Genomic DNA, 20059 nt, shown 5'->3' with positions numbered 1-20059 from the left:
CGTGTTTTAGCACGAGTCTTTTTTGCTGATTAATTATCTTTTTCGCTGCGAATAATTAAAACATCGCAAGGAGAGGTGCGGACAATATTTTCCGAAACGCTTCCAATTAAGAAACGTTCCACTGCATTTAACCCCGTAGCTCCACACATAATAAGATCTACATTATGTTTGACTGCCAATGATTTTGTTATTTTGACTTTGGGAGACCCAAGCTCAATTTCAGTCACCGCTTGAATACCTTCTTTTTCAGCTATTGCTTTGTATTTATCGAGAATCTCACCGGCAAATTCTTCTGCACGATCACGAATCGTCATGTCATAGGCTTCTAGTGTCGGGTAATTTCTTGTATCGATTACGTGGCCAATCACAAGTTCCGCATGATTTCGTTTACAAACCTCAATCGCCTTTTTCAGAGCCCATTCAGCTTCTTTTGAGCCATCAACTGCTACTAATACTTTTTTATATTGCATAGTCATGGAATCTCCTCCTCTTACTAAATTATAACCTATTATTTACATAAAAATAGACGAAATTGTCATAACATATTTAGAAATGGGTTTTTTTTCTGTAGTTTTAACCTTATTTTATTTGCAAGGTTTTAGGGAACTTAGTTAGTATTTCACAGCCTGTTTCCGTTATGTAGATATCATCTTCAATTCGAACACCAGCGACGTCTGGGACATAAATTCCAGGTTCGATTGTAAATACCATCCCAGGTTGAAGCAATAAAGGATTCGTTTCGGTAACGGATGGATATTCATGAACACTTATCCCAAGGCCGTGACCGAGGCGATGCGGGAAGTAATCACCATATCCACGGCTCTCAATGATTCTTCTAGCTGTTTGATCAACTTCTGAACAAGAAATCCCCGGTTTGCTTAACCGTATAGCAGCCTCTTGGGCTTTTAAAACACTGTCAAAGATATCTTGCTGCTTGTCTGAAATATCTCCATAAGCGACTGTTCTTGAGATGTCAGAACAGTACCCTTCAAACACAACACCAAGATCGAATAGAACGAGATCGCCTCGTTTAATTTTTGTGTTTCCTGGAGTACCGTGTGGAGAAGCGGCATTGATGCCGGTAAGGACCATGGTTGAAAAGGACATCTGGCTGACACCTGATTTTTTCATTTCAAATTCGATGGCAGCGAGGATTTCCATCTCTGTTTTCCCATCAGTAATTTCATTCACACCTACTTCTACAGCATAATCAGCAAGACGGCATGCTTCCCTGATTTTTAGTAATTCATCTTCAGTTTTAACCATGCGTAATAAACGAAGTTTTTCTTCTGCAGCAAAGAGTGCAGGGTGAGAAAAGCGACCTTGAATGATTTCAAGTCGTTCAACGGTTAGATGTTCTTTCTCGATGGCCAATTTTCTAATTTGAACAGAACGGTTTTGGATGCAGGTACTAATTTTCTCCCAAGGATCTTCAATATCACTATAGCCAAGGATATCGCCTGACCATCCAGCTTGCTTAGCGTCGTCTATTTCCATTTGCGGGCAAACAAGAAATGGTTCTGCTTCAGGAAAAAGAACAAGCGCAAGTACTCGTTCATGGGGATCGCTTAGAAATCCGCTGCAATAAAAAACATTATCTGGCGCAGTTATAAAGAGTGCATCGAGATTTTTTTCCTGCAGCCAGTCGGTTAGTTCGTTGATTCGTTGATTCATGATTAATAGCCCCCAAATTGTGTGTATACAATGACCATATCAATAAGAAAAATAATTGTAAATAGTTAGACTTTTAAAAAAGCGGGTAAAATGATAGAGTTGTGGAAAATCACCTTTTAAACAGAAAGAGGGAATATATATGAACATTTCGTATCATGGACATTCAGTAGTGAAAATAGAAACAAACGACACGACGATCTTAATTGATCCATTTATTAATGGAAATAGTTTGACAGATTTAGTGGTAGATGACGTGAAACCGGATGTCATTATTCTTACTCATGGCCACGGTGATCATCTTGGAGATACGGTAGAACTTGCAAAAAAACATAATGCGTTAGTCATTGCAGTGGCAGAATTAGAACATTACTTATCTGGACAAGGTGTTGAACGAACACATGGAATGAGCATTGGCGGTGCTTACCAGTTTGACTTTGGGAAAGTGAAGTTCACGCCGGCTTTTCATGGCACGGGACTCATGCAGGAAAATGGTCAAATTATTTATCTTGGAATGCCTGCAGGAATACTGTTTATGGCAGAAGGTAAAACCGTTTATCATGCAGGGGATACTGCAGTCTTTTCGGATATGAAGTTGATCGGTGAAAGACATCCAATTGATGTAGCTTTCTTGCCAATAGGAGACAACTTCACAATGGGTCCGGAAGATGCAGCACTTGCTGCGGAGTTTTTACAAGCTAAACAGGTGGTACCCATTCATTTTAATACTTTCCCAGTCATTAAACAGGATCCGCAAAGATTTATTGACTTACTGACCAATCAAAACGGAAAAGTTCTAGAAGCTGGAGAATCAATTGAGTTATAAAAATACAAATATAGAAGAAGAAATGGTCATTTCATTGATATGAGACTATTTCTTCTTCTTTTTTCTGTGGACGACGCATACAATATAGCGCGGCATGATGCCCAAAGAGAGGGGATTACCATGAAACAGCGGTTATTGCTTTGTTTGTTATTATGTTTCTGTATGTTGTATTATGCGTTGCCACAGTTGTCCATTCGGGCAGAAGGACCAGAAGGAGTATTTGCGGTTTCCTGGCTTTGCATGCTTTTGTTTGCCATTGCGGGAAATCTTTCAAGCATCCTTTATACTCCGAAAAAGCGAAAGGCGATTTCGAAAGGAAAAAAACAGCGGCTGCGGGAAAGAATTTATTAAAAACGATCGTTCGTTGAATAGCGGGTTACTTCACTCTATAATAAAGAAATAGAATTACCATGAAAAGGGTGAAGAACTTGGCTACTAAGCATGAACAAATACTTAAACATATTGATGGGCTCCCAGTTGGAGAGAAGATATCAGTTCGTCAAATTGCTAAGGTCTTGAGTGTAAGTGAAGGAACAGCTTACCGAGCAATTAAAGAAGCAGAAAATCAAGGATACGTTAGTTCTATTGAGCGGGTAGGAACAATTAGGATTGAACGTAAAAAGAGAGAAAATATTGAAAAACTCACCTTTGCAGAGGTGGTTAACATTGTAGACGGCCAAGTGATGGGCGGTCGTGAAGGATTGCATAAAACCTTAAATAAATTTGTTATTGGCGCAATGAAGCTTGAAGCGATGATGCGCTATACGGGACCAGGAAATTTATTAATCGTCGGTAATCGGACAAATGCTCATGAACTCGCCCTTCAGGCAGGAGCTGCCGTTTTAATTACAGGTGGTTTTGACACAGAAGAAAGTGTCAAAAAACTGGCTGATGAAGTACAAATGCCAGTCATTTCTACAAGTTATGACACCTTCACAGTAGCCACTATGATTAACCGAGCGATTTACGATCAGTTAATTAAAAAAGAAATTTTATTTGTGGAAGACATTTTAACACCTGTGCATGAAACAACCTTCCTGAAGACGGGCGACCGTATTTCGGACTGGCTCAAATATAACCGAGAAACGGGACATAGCCGTTTTCCAGTTGTTGATGAGCAGATGAAAATTATGGGGATGGTTACGTCAAAGGATATTATGGGACAAGAGGACACCGTTCTTCTGGATAAGGTTATGACTAAAAGCCCAATGACGGTAGGTTTGAAGACGAGTGTAGCCTCTTCTGCACATATGATGGTTTGGGAAGGGATAGAATTACTTCCAGTTGTCAATGATGGCCATATCTTACAAGGGATTATCAGCAGGCAGGATGTCTTGAAGGCACTACAAATGAGTCAAAGACAGCCACAGGTTGGTGAAACAATTGATGATACGATTACGAGTCAGCTGGTGATGACAGATAACCGGCCAAAAGGTGAAGATATCTATCAATACCAAGTTACACCGCAAATGACGAATTATTTAGGGACCATCTCAAATGGAGTATTTACGACACTTGTAACTGATTCAGCCAATAGAGTGCTAAGAAGCTATAAACGAGGGGATTTGGTTGTAGAGAATATGACCATCTATTTCATTAAGCCGGTACAAATTGAAAGTTTATTGGAGATACATCCTAGAGTACTCGAAGTTGGTAGAAAGTTTGGAAAAGTGGACGTTGAAGTGTTCAATGAAGGGAAATTGGTAGGTAAAGCCCTTCTAACCTGTCAGCTTTTGGATCGCTCATAAAACAAAAAAGAATGAGCCGGCCGGTAAGCTGTCTCATCCTTTTTTTGATTTATAGTTAACCTTGCGTAAACTCTTGTGCTTCTTTTATGGCAAATGGTAGATAATGCTTATACATCTTATATCCGCCGAATATACTGAAACCGCCGATTAGAATAAATAAGGCAGCTACAATATATGTAGTAGTTGTAGGGTATAAGAACAATTGGTTTACACCAAAACCGAAAACGAACAAGCCTAGTGCCATAGATGACTTACCGGAAAGCCATTTCTTTTCCATAGGTCTATGAGTTCTAAACGATTTAATTTTATAGAAAATATAAAATGCGAACGATATAACAATGATGACAACAAGAATTGGCATTAGTAACAAATCCTCCAAACATTTTGTAATCTTTCCTTATTGTAACGGGATATGACAATGAAGGCAATTAAACTGTATGGCAGGATATTGACAATCTACCTAGAATAGATGTTAATAACACCTTGTTAAGAAAACTGTTCGTTTTAGAAGGAGAAACCTATGAAAGCACTAATTATTCAAGAAATAAAAAATTATCAAACAATTATTATTCATCGTCACGTCCGTCCAGACCCTGATGCTTATGGGTCGCAAGGGGGACTGGCTGAAATGCTGAAAGTCTCTTTCCCAGAGAAAATGATTTATACAGTTGGGGAGGAAGAGAAATCGCTGAATTACTTAAGACGTTTGGATACGATATCGGATGAAACCTATCAGGGCGCACTCGTCATTATATGTGACACGGCAAATGCCGAGCGAATCGATGATACAAGGTATCCCTTGGCTGATAAACTCATTAAAATTGATCATCATCCAAATGAAGATCAATATGGTGACCTTCTTTGGGTGGATACGAATGCCAGCTCGACTAGTGAAATGATTTATGAGCTGTATGAGTATGGAAAGAACATCGGCTTGGTTTTAAATGATGAAGCAGCACGCTTATTATTCGCGGGAATTGTCGGTGATACTGGGAGGTTTTTGTATCCGAGTACGACAGAGAAAACGTTAGTCTACGCAGGTGAACTGGTTTCTTATGCCTTTGACCGTCCACAGCTTTTCAGTCAAATGTATGATGTAGAAGAAAAAATTGTCCGATTGAATGGTTATGTACTGCAGCATTTTAGTATTCTCGAGAATGGTACAGGTAAAATGATCCTTACACGGGATGTAATGGAGCAATTTGGTGTTACTCCAGCTGAAGCATCACTGCTTGTGAGTACACTTGGTTCGGTTAAAGGAATAAAGGCATGGGTGTTCTTTATAGAGGAAGAGAAAGAAATTAGAGTCAGACTTCGCTCAAAAGGTCCCGTCATTAATGGGATTGCTAAAAAGTACAGCGGAGGCGGTCATCCGATGGCTGCAGGTGCTTCTATTTATTCATGGGCAGCAGCAGATCGTGTCCTTGAGGATTTAGAAGAAGCATGTGCGAATTATCGGGATAGTTGATGCATCGATTAGAGAAGCGGTAATAACTACACTTCTATAATCGATGCAGTTTGACTTCTATCTCCATATTCTTATAAAAAAGGATTTCGGTTATTTCAATCCGATAGCGCTTTTTATTGATTTCGAGAATTTTATTTTCAATCGACTTCTTTAAGAGCGCTTTTGTTTTATAAACATCTTCAACATTTTTGGTTATTAACGTAGTTAGATCCGTTCGAATGACTTCTTCCGCTTCAGCGACGCTGAGTTTGTCTAAGTCATAAAACCGATCATTGACGATATTAACTCGAATCTCCTTAACTGAAAGATGTTTTTCCGTTTCTTCGTTTAGCTTGTTAAAATCTTGTTCCCAAATACCGACCTTAATTTTTAATTCATGGATTTCTTTTCGTTGAATTTCAATAATGCTGATTTGTTTTTCCTGAAGGACACCATACATGTAGAAGAAAACAAACCAGCTGCCGATGGCTCCGATGACGACTCCGGCAAAGAATCGCTGCCAAGTGGGCAATCGATAATAAGGTGGAATTCTCATGATGAAATATGCTCCTGGGTGAACCAATAAATAATTAGCGCTCCACTCTGTGCACCTCCTAGTGCAGAAAGAATCAATAAGAATTGTTTTAAAATGTCCTTCGTTTCTCCATGGAAGAGCCCTCGCTCAAAAATATACACGGTATCAAAGGTTCCGCCGATTGCGGCTACAATTGCCCAGATGCGGAGAGAATCTGATAATCGTGAGACAACCGTTAATGGGGCCTGTCCAGTGAAAAAGGCAGCAAGTCCACCAATTAAGGAACCCCCTAATAGCACTCCAAATGAAATGAAATAACTGTTAATAAATGCAGGGAAAAAGGCTTCCTTCATCAACATCATCCTTTAGTTGTTAGATAGGTTAAAAAATTATATGACCTGAATGAAATAGATATGATAGAATGCAAAATTTAATCGGACAAAGCAGGTACCGAAAATGAGAACATATTTTCTTTTTTTCTCTATAAACACTATAATTAAAACAAAAAAGGTTTACTAAGGGGTGAAAAAAGATGTTTATTCATCTCCACATACAAAGTGCGTACAGTTTACTGTCCAGTACAGTTAAAATAAATGAATTAGTTACCAAAGCAAAACAACAAGGATATTCATCTCTGGCATTAACTGATCGGAATGTCATGTATGGATCACTCTATTTTTATAAAGAATGCCGTAAGCAAGGAATCAAACCGATTATCGGTTTACTTGCTGATATTTTAGATGAAGAAGATCAAGCATATTCACTTCTTTTACTAGCAGAGAATAATGAAGGCTATCAAAATCTTTTGAAGATAAGCAGTGCCATTAAAACCAAATCTCCACTTGGTCTGCCGCTTAAGTGGCTTAAGCATTATTCAGCTGGATTAATCGCTGTCTCGCCGGGAAGCGAAGGAAAGATTGAAACGCTGATAAGAGAAGGAAATATTCTGGAAGCGCAAAAAACGCTTGCTGGATACACAGGGATTTTTGGGAAGCACTCCTTTTTCATGTCACTTCAACGTCAGGCTGGAAATGAAGAATGGTTTACTGAAGTCAAAGATTTTGCCAAAGAAAATGGGATAGAACTCACTGCCACTAATCCAGTTTTCTACTTGGAAAAAGACGATGCACTGTCACATGAAGTCATACTAGCCGTGAAAAATGGGAATAAGCTTGCCGATGAAGAACGTGAAAGAATGGACGCTCCTGAACATTATTTGAAAAGTGAAGATGAAATGATTCGAATATTTGAGGACTGTCCGGATGCGTTAGAAAATACCATGAGAATTGCAGCTCGGTGTGAGGTGGAGATTGCCTTTAATCGGCCGCTTCTGCCCAAATATCCGGTTGAAGAAGGAACTAGTGCTTCAGCGATGCTTGAGCGTCTTTGCCTGGAGGCATTAACGAAAAAGACGGATGCCACTGAAGACTATAAAGACCGTTTAAATTATGAATTAACGATTATTAACAAGATGGGATTTAGTGATTATTTCTTAATTGTTTGGGATTTCATGAAGTATGCCAGAGAAAATGGGATACGTACTGGTCCAGGACGGGGATCAGCGGCAGGATCAATGGTTGCCTATGTCTTATCCATTACGGATGTTGATCCAATTGCCCATCATTTATTGTTTGAGCGATTCTTAAACCCTGAACGTGTGACAATGCCCGATATTGATATTGATTTTCCAGATAACCGGAGAGACGAAGTAATTGATTATGTGGCTCAGAAATACGGTGAACTTCATGTGGCGCAAATCCTTACCTTTGGTACTATGGCCGCCAAAGCAGCTCTGCGTGATACAGGAAGAGCCTTTGGATTAAACGCAAAAGAGCTGGACAGGTTGTCAAAAATGATACCTGGCCGATTGGGAATTACGCTAAAGGAAGCATTTAAGGAATCGAAGCAGCTGCGTTCTTTTGTGGAAGAGAGTGGATTGAATCAATCCCTTTTTGATACAGCCTTAAAGTTAGAAGGTCTGCCGCGCCATACTTCAACACATGCTGCCGGTATTATAATCAGTGATCAACCGTTGACAGAGTTAATTGCCATTCAAGGTGGTCACGAAGGCGTTCATCTCACTCAATTCCCCATGGATCTGCTTGAGGAACTAGGATTATTAAAAATGGATTTCCTTGGTCTTCGGAACTTAACGTTAATTGAAAATATTGTCGTTTCAGTACAAAAGGAAACGGGAAGGAAATTGGATTTATCAACGATTCCTTTAGATGATGAGGCATCCTTTGAATTGCTTGCTAAAGGAGAAACAACTGGGATTTTTCAGTTTGAATCTACAGGGATTACGAATGTACTAATGAAGTTAAGGCCGACCCGTTTTGAGGACATTGTGGCAGTAAATGCCCTCTACCGACCGGGTCCAATGGAAAATATACCGCTGTTTATTGAACGTAAACATGGCATAACACCAATTGATTATCCACATCCGGATCTTGAGGAGATTTTAAAAGATACCTATGGCGTCATTGTCTATCAAGAGCAAATTATGCAGATCGCCTCTAAGCTTGCCGGCTTTTCTCTCGGAGAAGCCGATCTGCTTAGAAGAGCGGTTTCTAAGAAAAAGAAGGATATTCTTGATCAAGAACGCAAGCATTTTACAAGCGGGGCTGTTTCTCAGGGGTACACGGAACAAACGGCAAATGCTATCTATGATATGGTTGTCCGTTTTGCTAATTATGGGTTTAATAGGAGTCATGCCGTAGCTTATAGCTTTATTGCTTATCAGCTCACGTATTTAAAGGCACGGTTTCCACAGCACTTTTATGCATGTCTGCTTACCTCTGCTATCGGAAATGACGTGAAAATAGCTCAGTATGTACAAGAATCAAAGAAGCACGGGATTGAGATTTTACCTCCATCCATTAATATGAGCCAATTTCCTTTTCAGGTTGAAAAGGCAGGTATACGCTTCAGTCTTGCTGCGATTAAAGGAATCGGCGGAACCGTGCTTAAAGAAATTTTTGCTGCCAGAAGGGTAAAACGATTTGACGATTTATTTGATTTTTGTATCCGGGTTTCTGCGAAAATTGTTAATCGAAAAATATTGGAATCTCTTGTCCATTCAGGGGCATTTGATGAATTTAATGTGGACCGTGCGACACTGCTTGCCAGTTTGGATGTTGCGATCAGTCATGCAGAATTGGTGAGTCCTGGAGATAATCAATTCGATTTGTTTGAACACAGCGATTTTTCATTAAAGCCGAAATACAACGAAGTCGATCCAATCCGGTCAGAAGATAAGCTCTTTTTTGAAAAAAATGTCCTTGGGTTTTATTTATCTGCTCACCCGGCAGCCGGATACAGAAAGATCTTTCAGCACTTTGGGGCAGTCACGATTGATACTGCGCTTGAGCGAAGTGAAAAGAGAATCCTGCTGGGTGTTTATGTATCAACAGTAAAAAGCATTCGAACAAAAAAGGGTGAGGTGATGGCCTTTTTCACCATTAGTGATGAAGGCGGAGACATGGAGGCAGTTGCTTTTCCTGAACAGTATAAGCAAACTGCCGCTGAATTAAAGGCTGGGAATATTTTAATGATTCAAGGTAATTTAGAAGAGCGTGATGGAAAAAGACAATTGATCATTAAAGACGTTTATTCCCTGGAAAGCTGTATGGAAATGGTGAAGGACAGCGGACGACTGTTTATTAAAATTGAGGCAGCTAAACAAACCAATAAGTCGCTTCAGCAAATTAAAAGCCTGTTGGTCAAGTACAAGGGTATGACAAAAGTGATGCTTTATTATGCTAGTGAAGAGCGCTATATTCAGCTTCCTCTTTGGGATTGGGTAGCACCTTCGCAAGCTCTTTTACAACAGCTTGAGGAAATTGTAGGGAGTGGGAACATCGTCCTCAAAACAGAATAAAGTATTTACAAGCTGGATGGATATGTTATATTAACAAATAGGATAACGTGGTCTGACCACTATGATAGTATATAAAAAGCCGACTTTTTTCCAACTACCGGCTAGCCCAAGGAGTGAAGACATTGACATTAAGAGAAGAAGCATTGCATATGCATCGTATACATAAAGGAAAGCTGGAAACTGTTTCTAAGGTAGCTGTCCAAAATGCGCAGGACTTAAGCCTGGCATACTCCCCTGGTGTGGCTGAACCATGTAAAGAAATATATGATAAGCCGGAAACAGTTTACGATTATACGATGAAAGGCAATACTGTAGCTGTCGTTACAGATGGGACGGCTGTTCTTGGTCTTGGGAACATTGGTCCAGAGGCTTCACTGCCGGTAATGGAAGGGAAGGCCGTATTATTTAAAAGTTTTGCAGGTGTGGATGCTTTTCCAATTTGTCTTAAAACGACGGATGTTGAAAAAATCATTGAAACGGTTAAACTGCTTGAACCGACTTTTGGCGGAATCAATTTAGAAGATATTGCAGCGCCAAATTGTTTTGAAATTGAAGAAAGATTAAAAAAAGAAATCAATATACCCGTTTTCCACGACGATCAACATGGAACTGCAATTGTAACGGTTGCCGGCTTGGTTAATGCTCTTCGCATAGTTGGTAAAAATATGAACGAAATTAAAGTCGTAGCAAGCGGTGCGGGTGCAGCCGGAATAGCGATTACAAAGCTGCTTTACCATTATGGTGTCCGAGATATTATTATGTGTGATTCTAAAGGAGCCATTTTTGAAGGCCGTTCATACGGTATGAACGGAGTAAAGGACCAAATAGCCAAGGTAACGAATCGGAATCGTGTGGAAGGCAGTCTGGAAGAAGTGATTCAAAGTGCGGATGTATTTATTGGAGTCTCAGTCGCTGGTGCACTGAGTGAGCGGATGGTCGCATCCATGAATACAGACTCAATCATTTTCGCAATGGCGAATCCTGATCCTGAGATTATGCCGGATACAGCAAAGGCGGCAGGAGCCAAAGTAGTCGGTACCGGCCGATCTGATTTCCCTAATCAGGTAAATAATGTCCTAGCTTTTCCGGGAATCTTTAGAGGGGCATTAGATGTTCGTGCAACCCATATCAACGAAGAAATGAAAACTGCTGCTGTCGAGGCAATTGCGGGCTTAATAACGCCAGCTGAACTTCATGCGGACTATGTAATTCCAGGTCCATTTGATCCAAGAGTGGCACCAGAGGTCGCTGCAGCTGTGGCAAAGGCTGCAATGGAAACCGGCGTCGCTAGATTACAGGTGGATCCAGAAGTCATCAAGGAAAAAACAAGGAAACTTGCATTAATCGGAAAAAGTGAGGAATGACCGAATTTGAATGGTTCAACATCTAAAATTTACTTGGAAGTGGTAGAAAAGCTAAGAAATATGATTGAAATAGATGGATTAAACCCAGGAGATAAAATCCCTTCAGAACGTGAACTTTCAGAACGCTTGAGTGTCGGGCGTTCTTCTGTACGTGAAGCATTACGTGCTTTAGAACTTCTTGGCTTAATTGAGACAAGAAGAGGAGAGGGCACCTTTATTAAAGATTTTCAGGAGCATAAACTAGTAGAACTCCTCGGAACTTTTTTTCTCCAAAACACAAAGGTTAAGAAGGATTTAGCTGAAACGAAGCAGCTTCTTGAATTAGATTGCATACAAATTATTTTACTCCAGGCATCAAATGAAAGTCTTGACAGTTTTGCTAAATGGGCTGAACAGGGCACTTTTGATGACCAATCCTTTTTTGGAAAACTTCTTGAAATGAATCCGAATAAGCTTTTGGAAAGAATATGGAGTATTGTTAATACCTATGCACAGGCTGCGCAAGTTGAATTCATTCAAGCAGACCTACAGGCCTACATCGACCTCGCACTTGCTCTGAGACAACGTCAAAAAGCGCAGACAGAACAAATATATCTAGAAAGAATTAGAAAGGTGTCAGCGAAAAACTGACATAACTAACTACTATTTTTACCCGCTTTTTGCTGTAAAACGGTGAAAGCTTGAGTGGTAAAGGGAGGATTCATCTTGCTTAAAGATTTATTTGCAAAACCAAAGAAGAAGAAATATGCGACGATTCCTACTGAGCGGGATAAGCAGGATGTGCCAGAAGGAATCATGACTAAATGTCCTAGCTGTAAGAAAATCATGTATACGAAAGAACTTACCAAAAATGTGAAAGTCTGCCTTCACTGCAGCTATCATCATCCAATGACGGCCTATGAACGAATTAATAGTTTATTTGATGCCGGATTTGTTGAAATGGATCATGGAATGATTTCTGTTAATCCACTAGATTTTCCAGATTATATGGAAAAACTTGAAAAAGATAAAGTGAAAACAATGATGAACGAAGCCGTAGTAACAGGTATTGGAAGGATTTCTGGTTATGAAGTATCTGTTGCCGTTATGGATTCAAAGTTTCGAATGGGCAGTATGGGTTCGGTAGTAGGGGAAAAAATCACCCGTGCGATTGAAAAAGCATGTGAAAAGAAAATTCCCTTCATCATCTTTACAGCATCGGGCGGAGCTAGAATGCAAGAAGGTGTCTTAAGTTTGATGCAAATGGCCAAAACGAGTGCAGCATTAAAAATGTTTAGTGATGAGGGCGGTCTAATTGTCTCAATTATGACTCATCCGACCACTGGAGGCGTCTCCGCGAGTTTTGCATCGCTTGGTGATATTAATTTAGCTGAACCTGGAGCTCTAATTGGATTTGCAGGTAGACGAATTATTGAACAGACCATTAGAGAAGAACTCCCAGAAGACTTTCAAACATCCGAATTCCTGATGAAACACGGTCAACTTGATGCAGTTGTACCTCGTCAAGAATTAAAGGATACATTGACCAATATCTTAAAAATTCATGTACCTGGTGGTGAACGAGTATGATCGGGGAATTAGAATTTGAGAAACCGGTTAAAGAGCTCAGAAAAAAAATTGATGAGCTGAAACAATTGACGAAACATGCAGACATGGACTTAACAGAGGAAATTGAACAGCTGGAAAGCCGTTTAGAGCTGTTAAAAACAGAAACCTATGAAAATATACAGCCTTGGGATCGTGTCCAAGTGGCAAGACATCCAGGGCGACCGTCAACGCTTGATTATATTCCGATTCTTTTTACTGATTTCCTTGAGTTACATGGTGATCGAAATTACGGAGATGACGAAGCAATTGTCGGTGGGATTGCACAATTTGACGGCAAACCAATTACGGTAATCGGTCATCAACGAGGAAAAGATACGAAGGATAATATTCGGCGGAATTTTGGTATGCCTCATCCAGAGGGGTATCGTAAAGCGCTGCGCTTAATGAAGCAGGCTGAAAAGTTTCATCGTCCTATCATTTGTTTTATAGATACAAAAGGGGCTTTTCCGGGCAGGGCGGCAGAAGAAAGAGGCCAGAGTGAAGCAATCGCAAGGAACTTGTTTGAAATGGCAGGCTTAAAGGTACCCGTTATTTGTATTGTCATTGGTGAAGGTGGTTCAGGCGGTGCATTAGCTTTGGGCGTTGGAGACAGAATACATATGCTTGAGAATTCAACGTACTCTGTTATTTCTCCAGAAGGAGCCGCAGCCTTACTTTGGAAGGATGCCTCACAAGCACAGCGAGCAGCAGAAACGATGAAAATTACCGCACCAGATCTTCATAGCCTCGGGGTAATTGATGAAATAATTCCTGAAGCAATGGGCGGCGCTCATCGAAATCTGGCCCTGCAAGCCGAGTCCATCCGATCTGTCATTAAACAATCTTTAGCAGAGCTTGAGCAGCTGACACCTGTAGAACTTGTTAATCAACGGTATGCTAAATATAAGAAAATTGGCTCATACTCAATGAATGAAGAACGAGTAGAAAATGGACTATTTACCTGATATCTTGCGTACTGCCGATGGGCGGTACGTTTTTCTTGTCCGAAATCGATTTAAAAAAATAAATTCATTTTCAGTACACAATTTATATTTTTGGGTGTTTTTAGGATAATAAAACAATTTTCTAGACAAAATACTTAAGTAAAACGGTTACATCAGACGGAATGACAAATTTTCTATAAAAATATTCGGATTTTAAAAAAATATCCTAATTTTTAACTTGGAAATGCGGCGTATATGCTTTTTCTTGTAAGGGATTTTGCTTCAATTTTCTTGATAAATAATGTAGTCTTAAAGGGCAATAGTATATAAGAAGTATATACATTCGGCAATTGGAAATTCATGAAGGTTATGAATATTTGCGGAATTCCCATGCCACGAAGAGGTGAGCTGTTATGAAAAAGATAGGTGTACTAACAAGCGGAGGAGATGCTCCGGGGATGAATGCAGCCGTACGTGCTGTCGTCAGAAAAGCAATTTATCATGATGTTGAGGTTTTCGGAATTTATCATGGCTACCAAGGACTTATGGAAGGGGAAATACGCCCACTTGAAATCGGTTCTGTTGGGGATATCATTCATCGCGGAGGTACAATTCTTCACTCTGCCCGCTGTCTTGAATTTAAAACAGAAGAAGGTCAACTTAAAGGGATAGAACAATTAAATAAATTTGGAATTGAAGGTCTAGTCATTATTGGCGGAGATGGTTCATACCGTGGAGCCGAAGCATTGACTAAACGAGGTTACCCATGTGTCGGTGTTCCTGGTACGATTGACAATGATATTCCTGGTACTGATTTTACCATCGGATTTGATACAGCCTTAAACACGGTTATTGATGCAATTGATAAAATTCGTGATACGGCGACATCACATGAGCGTACGTACGTAATTGAAGTTATGGGTCGTGACGCGGGAGACATTGCTTTATGGGCTGGTCTTGCAGGCGGAGCTGAAACGATCTTAACTCCTGAATTTAAGTATGATGCTGATGATTTAGTTACCAAGTTAAAACGTGGTCATGACCGCGGCAAGAAACACAGTATTATTGTCGTCGCAGAAGGTGTTGGCAGTGCTGTTGATGTTGCTCGTCAAATAGAGGAGCTAACCGAATTTGAAACGCGTGTAACCGTTCTTGGACATGTTCAGCGTGGAGGTTCACCAACAGCAAGTGACCGTGTTCTAGCTAGCAGACTTGGTGCTAGAGCCGTTGAATTGCTATTGGAAGGTAAAGGCGGACGTGCTGTTGGAATTGAAAAAAATCAATTGGTTGATTATGATATTGTTGAAGTGCTAGAACAAAAACACACGATTGATAAAAAAATGTTTGATTTATCAGCAGAACTGTCAATTTAAAAGCAGTCTGAATGTAACTTAACTGGAGGAAAAAAAAATATGCGTAAAACGAAAATCGTCTGTACTATTGGACCAGCAAGTGAAAGTGTAGAAAAATTAGTAGAACTGATTGAAGCAGGTATGAACGTAACACGACTTAACTTTTCTCATGGTGACCATGAAGAACATGCAGCGCGAATTGTAAACATTCGTAAAGCAGCAGAAAAAACGGGCAAACAAGTTGCCATTTTACTGGATACTAAAGGACCTGAAATTCGTACGCATCAAATGGAAAACGGAACGATGGAGCTTGTAGCTGGAGATGATATTATCATCTCAATGACTGAAGTTCTAGGAACAAAAGAGAAGTTTTCAGTATCTTATGAAGGATTAGTTGATGATGTCGAGGTTGGGTCAAAAATTCTTCTTGATGATGGCTTAATTGGCCTTGAAGTAACGAAAATTGATCGTGATAACAGAGAACTTCATACTAGAATTCTAAATACTGGTGTATTGAAGAATAAAAAAGGTGTTAACGTTCCTGGTGTTTCAGTTAAACTACCAGGTATTACAGAGAAAGACCAAAATGATATTATCTTTGGTATTGGTCAAGGAATTGACTTTATCGCGGCATCATTTGTACGCCGGGCTTCTGATGTGTTAGAAATTCGTGAATTGTTGGCAAATCATGATGCATCACATATCCACATTATTCCGAAAATCGAGAATGAAGAAGGCGTAGAACGTATTGATGAAATTCTTGAAGTTTCAGACGGATTAATGGTTGCTCGTGGAGACCTAGGTGTAGAGATTCCAGCTGAAGAAGTACCACTTGTTCAAAAAGAATTAATCAAAAAGTGTAATGCAGTTGGAAAACCGGTTATTACAGCAACTCAAATGCTAGACAGCATGCAGCGTAACCCGCGTCCTACTCGTGCAGAAGCTAGTGATGTAGCGAATGCTATCTTTGATGGTACAGATGCAATCATGCTTTCAGGCGAAACAGCTGCAGGAACATATCCAGTTGAAGCTGTTCAAACAATGCACAACATTGCATCAAGAGCAGAATCTGCATTAGATTATCGTGGAATTTTATCGAAGAGAAGCAAAGATAATCGTCATAATGTGACGGATGCAATTGGTTCATCTGTGGCTCATACTGCATTGAATCTTGAAGCATCTGCGATTATTACATCAACAGAAAGTGGACATACAGCTCGAATGATTTCTAAATACCGTCCAAAAGCTCCAATTATCGCTGTTACATCTAATGAGCATGTTTCACGTAAATTAGAATTAGTTTGGGGAGTTTATCCACAAGTTGGCGAAAGAACAGCTACTACTGATGAAATGTTTGATCTATCCATTGATGTAAGCTTAAACTCTGGTTTAGTTACTCATGGTGATTTAGTTGTTATTACTGCAGGAGTTCCTGTTGGTGAAACGGGTACAACCAATCTTATGAAAATCCATGTGTTAGGCGATGTCCTAGTAAAGGCTCAAGGTATCGGACGTAAATCAGCAAAAGGAAAAGTTGTAGTGGCTAGATCAGCTGCTGAAGCGAATGCCAACTGTGAAGAAGGCGATGTTCTTGTAACGATTGCTACCGATAAAGATATGATGCCGGCTATCGAAAAATGTTCGGCTCTTATCACTGAAGAAGGCGGTTTAACCAGCCATGCTGCAGTTGTAGGTGTCAATCTAGGTGTTCCAGTAATTGTTGGAGCAGATAATGCAACAACGATCTTTAAAAATGGTCAAAGTATTACAGTAGATGCTTCAAGAGGCATTATCTATAATGGCCATTCAAACGTACTATAAGTTTTAAAATGAATCTGCAGCTGGGGCATATTACCCCCGCTGCTTTTTTTTATAGTTACTATTCTTAGAATAATTCATTGGTGATGAAGTATAATGAATATACAAGCCAAATAAGGGGTTGTTTTATAGAATGAAGCCAAAATATCTTATATTATCAATCGTTGCTTTTCCAGTGATTGAGATTATTATACTGCTGTTATCCGGAAAGGTAATAGGCTTCTGGGCAACATTATTCACCCTCCTATTGATGGGAATCGTGGGTGCATATTTAGCGAAACAGCAAGGGCTGGAAACTCTACGAAGAGCACAAGCTCAAATGAACGTAGGTCAACTGCCAGGCAATGAAATGATAAATGGATTATGTATTATGATTGGCGGGATTTTATTAGTACTGCCAGGATTTATTACTGATCTTGCAGGCTTGCTTTTGATATTACCGCCAACACGCAAACTTTGTAAGCCGCTGCTATTGCGCTGGATTACAAAGAAAATAAATAAAAATAAGAATAAAGGGATTATCACCATCATCCAATAATTGCTTCCGGCTGCATACTGCATCCGGATTTTTTGTGCGCTCTTTTAGTGCGTGCATTAAGAACATTTCTGTGCAGAAGACTTTTTCAAGCGAATGATAGCTAGATTTTTACAACCCTTGAAAGCTGCTGTGGGGGGCTTATTCTTGTGTAGAAAACAGAATAAAATAAATTTTTAGATTATTTAATTAAAAACGGGTGACAAAAATAATATCTGTGTTATATAATACTTTTAAGAAAACAAATAACTGTATTATAACAAAAAGGATTAGCTTGAGGGGAAGTGAAGCTGCTACATGAAAACAGATGCAAAGGGATGGAGACAATCAGGAGAAAAACCTGAGTATGAACATATTCTGTCATCTGATGCGCGAGCATTCTTGAATCGGATTACTTATCATTTCGGGGAAAAGCGAATCGAGCTTCTTAAACGGAATCATACAATCGATGAACATAGGAATCATGGACCAAGCTTCCCGATTGAGACCAAGCGTATCCGGGAAGGAGATTGGACAGTCGGCCGAATTCCAAAGGATTTAAAGGAGATGGCTGTACGAAAAAAATTACTGCGGAGTCTGCACCTAGAAGTGCAAGTGGATGGACATCTCAAATCAGCAAGTTTCTATGATTTTACGAATCACTTTTTTCACCTTAATCATTATTTTTATCTTCCGACAATAGACAATGCGTTAGAAGCAAGACTCTGGAATGACCTATTTGTTTACGCTCAGAATGATCAGAGGCTACCGCTTGGAACGATTAAAGTGATTGCTTTAATTAATAGCAATGCGGCTATGGAAACAGATGAGATTCTTTATGAGCTTAAAGAGCATTGTATAGGCGTACAGCTTAGTAAAATTTCTAGATTCGAAGGTGGACTTGCGTCTTTTATGAATATGTATTCATTAGTTAGAGAGACATGTGAAAAACGCGGTGCCTTCGTGCTCGATAATAGGACAACGGAAGTTACTCATTCGTAAGAAAATTTGATTAAGCCCAATAGGAGGAATTGAAAATGAAAAAGCAAAGAGCTGCTCAATTGGAACAAAATTGGAAAAGTGATGAAAGATGGAATGGGGTTACACGCCCATACACTGCTGAAGACGTAATTCGCTTAAGAGGCTCCATTGATATTGAACAAACCCTTGCCCGAAAAGGTTCTGAAAAGTTATGGAATCTGCTTCATACAGAGGATTTTATTAATGCACTTGGTGCATTAACGGGTAACCAAGCTATGCAGCAGGTAAAGGCTGGTTTAAAAGCAATTTATTTGAGCGGCTGGCAAGTTGCAGCAGATGCGAATCTTTCAGGAAACATGTATCCGGATCAAAGTTTATACCCTGCTAATAGTGTTCCACAGGTAGTTAAACGTATCAATCAAGCCCTCCAACGTGCCGACCAAATTGATTATATGGAAGGAAACGACGAAATCGATTGGTTTGCTCCAATTGTTGCCGATGCTGAAGCTGGATTTGGCGGACAATTAAATGTATTTGAACTAATGAAAAGTATGATTGAAGCGGGAGCTGCAGGTGTTCACTTTGAAGATCAGTTATCTTCAGAAAAGAAATGCGGTCACCTAGGAGGGAAAGTTTTGCTGCCTACTCAAACGGCAGTACGTAACTTAATTGCGGCTCGTTTTGCTGCAGATGTAATGGGGGTACCAACCATTCTTGTCGCCCGAACAGATGCTAATGCAGCGGATTTGATTACAAGTGACATCGACCCTATTGATGCACCATTTATCGAAAGTTCAGAGCGGACTCCTGAAGGGTTTTATAGGACTAAAGCGGGGATTGATCAAGCTATTGCACGAGGACTTGCTTATGCACCATATGCGGATCTGATTTGGTGTGAAACATCTGAGCCAAACATTGAAGAAGCCCGCCAATTTGCTGAAGCCATCCATGCTGAGCATCCTGGTAAACTGCTTGCTTATAACTGTTCACCGTCCTTTAATTGGAAAGCTAAATTAGATGATGAAGCGATTGCTAACTTTCAAGTAGAACTAGGAAAAATGGGCTATAAATTCCAGTTTGTAACGCTTGCTGGATTCCATGCCTTGAATCATGGGATGTTTGAACTTGCACGTCAGTATAAAGATCGTGGAATGGCTGCTTATTCGGAACTTCAACAGGCAGAATTTGCGAGTGAACAATATGGATACACAGCAACAAGACATCAACGTGAAGTTGGTACGGGTTACTTTGATGAAGTCGCACAGGTAGTTGCTGGAGGGACTTCATCAACAACAGCCTTAAAAGGATCAACGGAAGCCGAACAATTTGAAACGTCTAAACATTAAAAAGTGTAAAAACTGCCCGGACACCTGTCCCGGCAGTTTTTATTTT

19 protein-coding genes are annotated in these 20059 nt (G+C 39.9%); 14 read left to right on the top strand and 5 right to left on the bottom strand.

Features of this window, described 5'->3' with window-relative positions; genetic code table 11:
* Positions 1-29 precede the first annotated feature (29 nt).
* Both MHI18_RS07730 and MHI18_RS07725 read right to left on the bottom strand, forming a co-directional pair.
* Positions 30-476: a universal stress protein gene (locus tag MHI18_RS07730; protein WP_340846810.1), complete on the bottom strand. Its 447-nt coding sequence runs from the start codon at positions 474-476 to the stop codon at positions 30-32.
* A gap of 103 nt (positions 477-579) precedes the next feature.
* A complete protein-coding gene (locus MHI18_RS07725; protein WP_340846809.1) occupies positions 580-1674 on the bottom strand; it encodes a M24 family metallopeptidase in 1095 nt (364 codons plus the stop codon).
* Positions 1675-1813: 139 nt separating this feature from the next.
* On the opposite strand from MHI18_RS07725, the gene MHI18_RS07720 reads away from it, so the two are divergent.
* The 3 genes from MHI18_RS07720 to MHI18_RS07710 all read left to right on the top strand — a co-directional run bounded on the left by MHI18_RS07720 (position 1814) and on the right by MHI18_RS07710 (position 4245).
* On the top strand, positions 1814-2497 hold the full coding sequence (locus MHI18_RS07720; RefSeq protein WP_340846808.1) for a metal-dependent hydrolase: 684 nt from the start codon (positions 1814-1816) through the stop codon (positions 2495-2497).
* Between the two features lie 120 nt (positions 2498-2617).
* Positions 2618-2848 (top strand): hypothetical protein, encoded by a 231-nt coding sequence (locus tag MHI18_RS07715; protein ID WP_340846807.1) that lies wholly within the window; start codon positions 2618-2620, stop codon positions 2846-2848.
* 77 nt (positions 2849-2925) lie between these two features.
* Positions 2926-4245, top strand: a complete 1320-nt coding sequence (locus tag MHI18_RS07710) for a CBS domain-containing protein (RefSeq protein WP_340846806.1) — start codon at positions 2926-2928, stop codon at positions 4243-4245.
* Between the two features lie 55 nt (positions 4246-4300).
* On the opposite strand, the gene MHI18_RS07705 is transcribed toward MHI18_RS07710, so the two are convergent.
* Positions 4301-4606 carry a YtpI family protein gene (locus MHI18_RS07705; RefSeq protein ID WP_340846805.1) on the bottom strand — a complete coding sequence of 102 codons (306 nt, stop codon included), beginning with the start codon at positions 4604-4606 and terminating at the stop codon, positions 4301-4303.
* A 159-nt stretch (positions 4607-4765) separates the two neighbouring features.
* Here MHI18_RS07705 and MHI18_RS07700 point away from each other — a divergent pair, with 159 nt between their 5' ends.
* Positions 4766-5713: a DHH family phosphoesterase gene (locus tag MHI18_RS07700; protein WP_340846804.1), complete on the top strand. Its 948-nt coding sequence runs from the start codon at positions 4766-4768 to the stop codon at positions 5711-5713.
* Between the two features lie 34 nt (positions 5714-5747).
* Here MHI18_RS07700 and ytrI read toward each other — a convergent pair whose 3' ends face one another.
* Entirely contained in the window at positions 5748-6248 is a 501-nt protein-coding gene (gene ytrI / locus MHI18_RS07695; RefSeq protein WP_340846803.1) for a sporulation membrane protein YtrI, read from the bottom strand.
* A complete protein-coding gene (locus MHI18_RS07690) occupies positions 6245-6580 on the bottom strand; it encodes a YtrH family sporulation protein (RefSeq protein WP_407951440.1) in 336 nt (111 codons plus the stop codon). Before MHI18_RS07690 ends, ytrI begins: the two co-directional genes overlap by 4 nt.
* A 179-nt stretch (positions 6581-6759) precedes the next feature.
* Between MHI18_RS07690 and dnaE the strand changes: the two genes are divergently transcribed.
* From dnaE to aceA, 10 genes are all read left to right on the top strand, one after another.
* On the top strand, positions 6760-10107 hold the full coding sequence (gene dnaE / locus MHI18_RS07685; protein WP_340846802.1) for a DNA polymerase III subunit alpha: 3348 nt from the start codon (positions 6760-6762) through the stop codon (positions 10105-10107).
* 122 nt (positions 10108-10229) lie between these two features.
* Positions 10230-11471 (top strand): NAD(P)-dependent malic enzyme, encoded by a 1242-nt coding sequence (locus MHI18_RS07680; protein ID WP_340846801.1) that lies wholly within the window; start codon positions 10230-10232, stop codon positions 11469-11471.
* Between the two features lie 6 nt (positions 11472-11477).
* Positions 11478-12101 (top strand): FadR/GntR family transcriptional regulator, encoded by a 624-nt coding sequence (locus MHI18_RS07675; protein ID WP_340846800.1) that lies wholly within the window; start codon positions 11478-11480, stop codon positions 12099-12101.
* A gap of 75 nt (positions 12102-12176) precedes the next feature.
* Positions 12177-13040: an acetyl-CoA carboxylase, carboxyltransferase subunit beta gene (gene accD, locus MHI18_RS07670; protein WP_340846799.1), complete on the top strand. Its 864-nt coding sequence runs from the start codon at positions 12177-12179 to the stop codon at positions 13038-13040.
* Positions 13037-14023 (top strand): acetyl-CoA carboxylase carboxyl transferase subunit alpha, encoded by a 987-nt coding sequence (accA, locus tag MHI18_RS07665; protein WP_340846798.1) that lies wholly within the window; start codon positions 13037-13039, stop codon positions 14021-14023. Before accD ends, accA begins: the two co-directional genes overlap by 4 nt.
* A 392-nt stretch (positions 14024-14415) precedes the next feature.
* The gene (gene pfkA / locus MHI18_RS07660) at positions 14416-15375 is read left to right on the top strand and encodes a 6-phosphofructokinase (protein WP_340846797.1); all 960 of its coding nucleotides are present in this window, start codon (positions 14416-14418) and stop codon (positions 15373-15375) included.
* 39 nt (positions 15376-15414) lie between these two features.
* Positions 15415-17175, top strand: coding sequence for a pyruvate kinase (gene pyk / locus MHI18_RS07655; protein ID WP_340846796.1), 1761 nt, complete (start codon positions 15415-15417; stop codon positions 17173-17175).
* 130 nt (positions 17176-17305) lie between these two features.
* Entirely contained in the window at positions 17306-17710 is a 405-nt protein-coding gene (locus tag MHI18_RS07650; protein ID WP_340846795.1) for an FxsA family protein, read from the top strand.
* 294 nt (positions 17711-18004) lie between these two features.
* Entirely contained in the window at positions 18005-18688 is a 684-nt protein-coding gene (locus tag MHI18_RS07645; protein WP_340846794.1) for a hypothetical protein, read from the top strand.
* 35 nt (positions 18689-18723) lie between these two features.
* Positions 18724-20013, top strand: a complete 1290-nt coding sequence (aceA, locus tag MHI18_RS07640; protein WP_340846793.1) for an isocitrate lyase — start codon at positions 18724-18726, stop codon at positions 20011-20013.
* Positions 20014-20059 lie beyond the last annotated feature (46 nt).

This window comes from Peribacillus sp. FSL H8-0477 (assembly GCF_038002765.1).
Classification (GTDB): domain Bacteria; phylum Bacillota; class Bacilli; order Bacillales; family DSM-1321; genus Peribacillus.
Note: the sequence above shows the minus strand (reverse complement) of the source record. Positions and strands in the feature narration are given on the sequence as shown.

What these genes read in the sequence shown, in the direction of transcription:
- MHI18_RS07730 (WP_340846810.1), bottom strand. Translation starts at nt 476, where the DNA reads ATGACTATGCAATATAAAAAAGTATTAGTAGCAGTTGATGGCTCAAAA.
- MHI18_RS07725 (WP_340846809.1), bottom strand. Translation starts at nt 1,674, where the DNA reads ATGAATCAACGAATCAACGAACTAACCGACTGGCTGCAGGAAAAAAAT.
- MHI18_RS07720 (WP_340846808.1), top strand. Translation starts at nt 1,814, where the DNA reads ATGAACATTTCGTATCATGGACATTCAGTAGTGAAAATAGAAACAAAC.
- MHI18_RS07715 (WP_340846807.1), top strand. Translation starts at nt 2,618, where the DNA reads ATGAAACAGCGGTTATTGCTTTGTTTGTTATTATGTTTCTGTATGTTG.
- MHI18_RS07705 (WP_340846805.1), bottom strand. Translation starts at nt 4,606, where the DNA reads ATGCCAATTCTTGTTGTCATCATTGTTATATCGTTCGCATTTTATATT.
- MHI18_RS07700 (WP_340846804.1), top strand. Translation starts at nt 4,766, where the DNA reads ATGAAAGCACTAATTATTCAAGAAATAAAAAATTATCAAACAATTATT.
- ytrI (WP_340846803.1), bottom strand. Translation starts at nt 6,248, where the DNA reads ATGAGAATTCCACCTTATTATCGATTGCCCACTTGGCAGCGATTCTTT.
- MHI18_RS07690 (WP_407951440.1), bottom strand. Translation starts at nt 6,580, where the DNA reads ATGAAGGAAGCCTTTTTCCCTGCATTTATTAACAGTTATTTCATTTCA.
- dnaE (WP_340846802.1), top strand. Translation starts at nt 6,760, where the DNA reads ATGTTTATTCATCTCCACATACAAAGTGCGTACAGTTTACTGTCCAGT.
- accA (WP_340846798.1), top strand. Translation starts at nt 13,037, where the DNA reads ATGATCGGGGAATTAGAATTTGAGAAACCGGTTAAAGAGCTCAGAAAA.
- pfkA (WP_340846797.1), top strand. Translation starts at nt 14,416, where the DNA reads ATGAAAAAGATAGGTGTACTAACAAGCGGAGGAGATGCTCCGGGGATG.
- pyk (WP_340846796.1), top strand. Translation starts at nt 15,415, where the DNA reads ATGCGTAAAACGAAAATCGTCTGTACTATTGGACCAGCAAGTGAAAGT.
- MHI18_RS07650 (WP_340846795.1), top strand. Translation starts at nt 17,306, where the DNA reads ATGAAGCCAAAATATCTTATATTATCAATCGTTGCTTTTCCAGTGATT.
- MHI18_RS07645 (WP_340846794.1), top strand. Translation starts at nt 18,005, where the DNA reads ATGAAAACAGATGCAAAGGGATGGAGACAATCAGGAGAAAAACCTGAG.
- aceA (WP_340846793.1), top strand. Translation starts at nt 18,724, where the DNA reads ATGAAAAAGCAAAGAGCTGCTCAATTGGAACAAAATTGGAAAAGTGAT.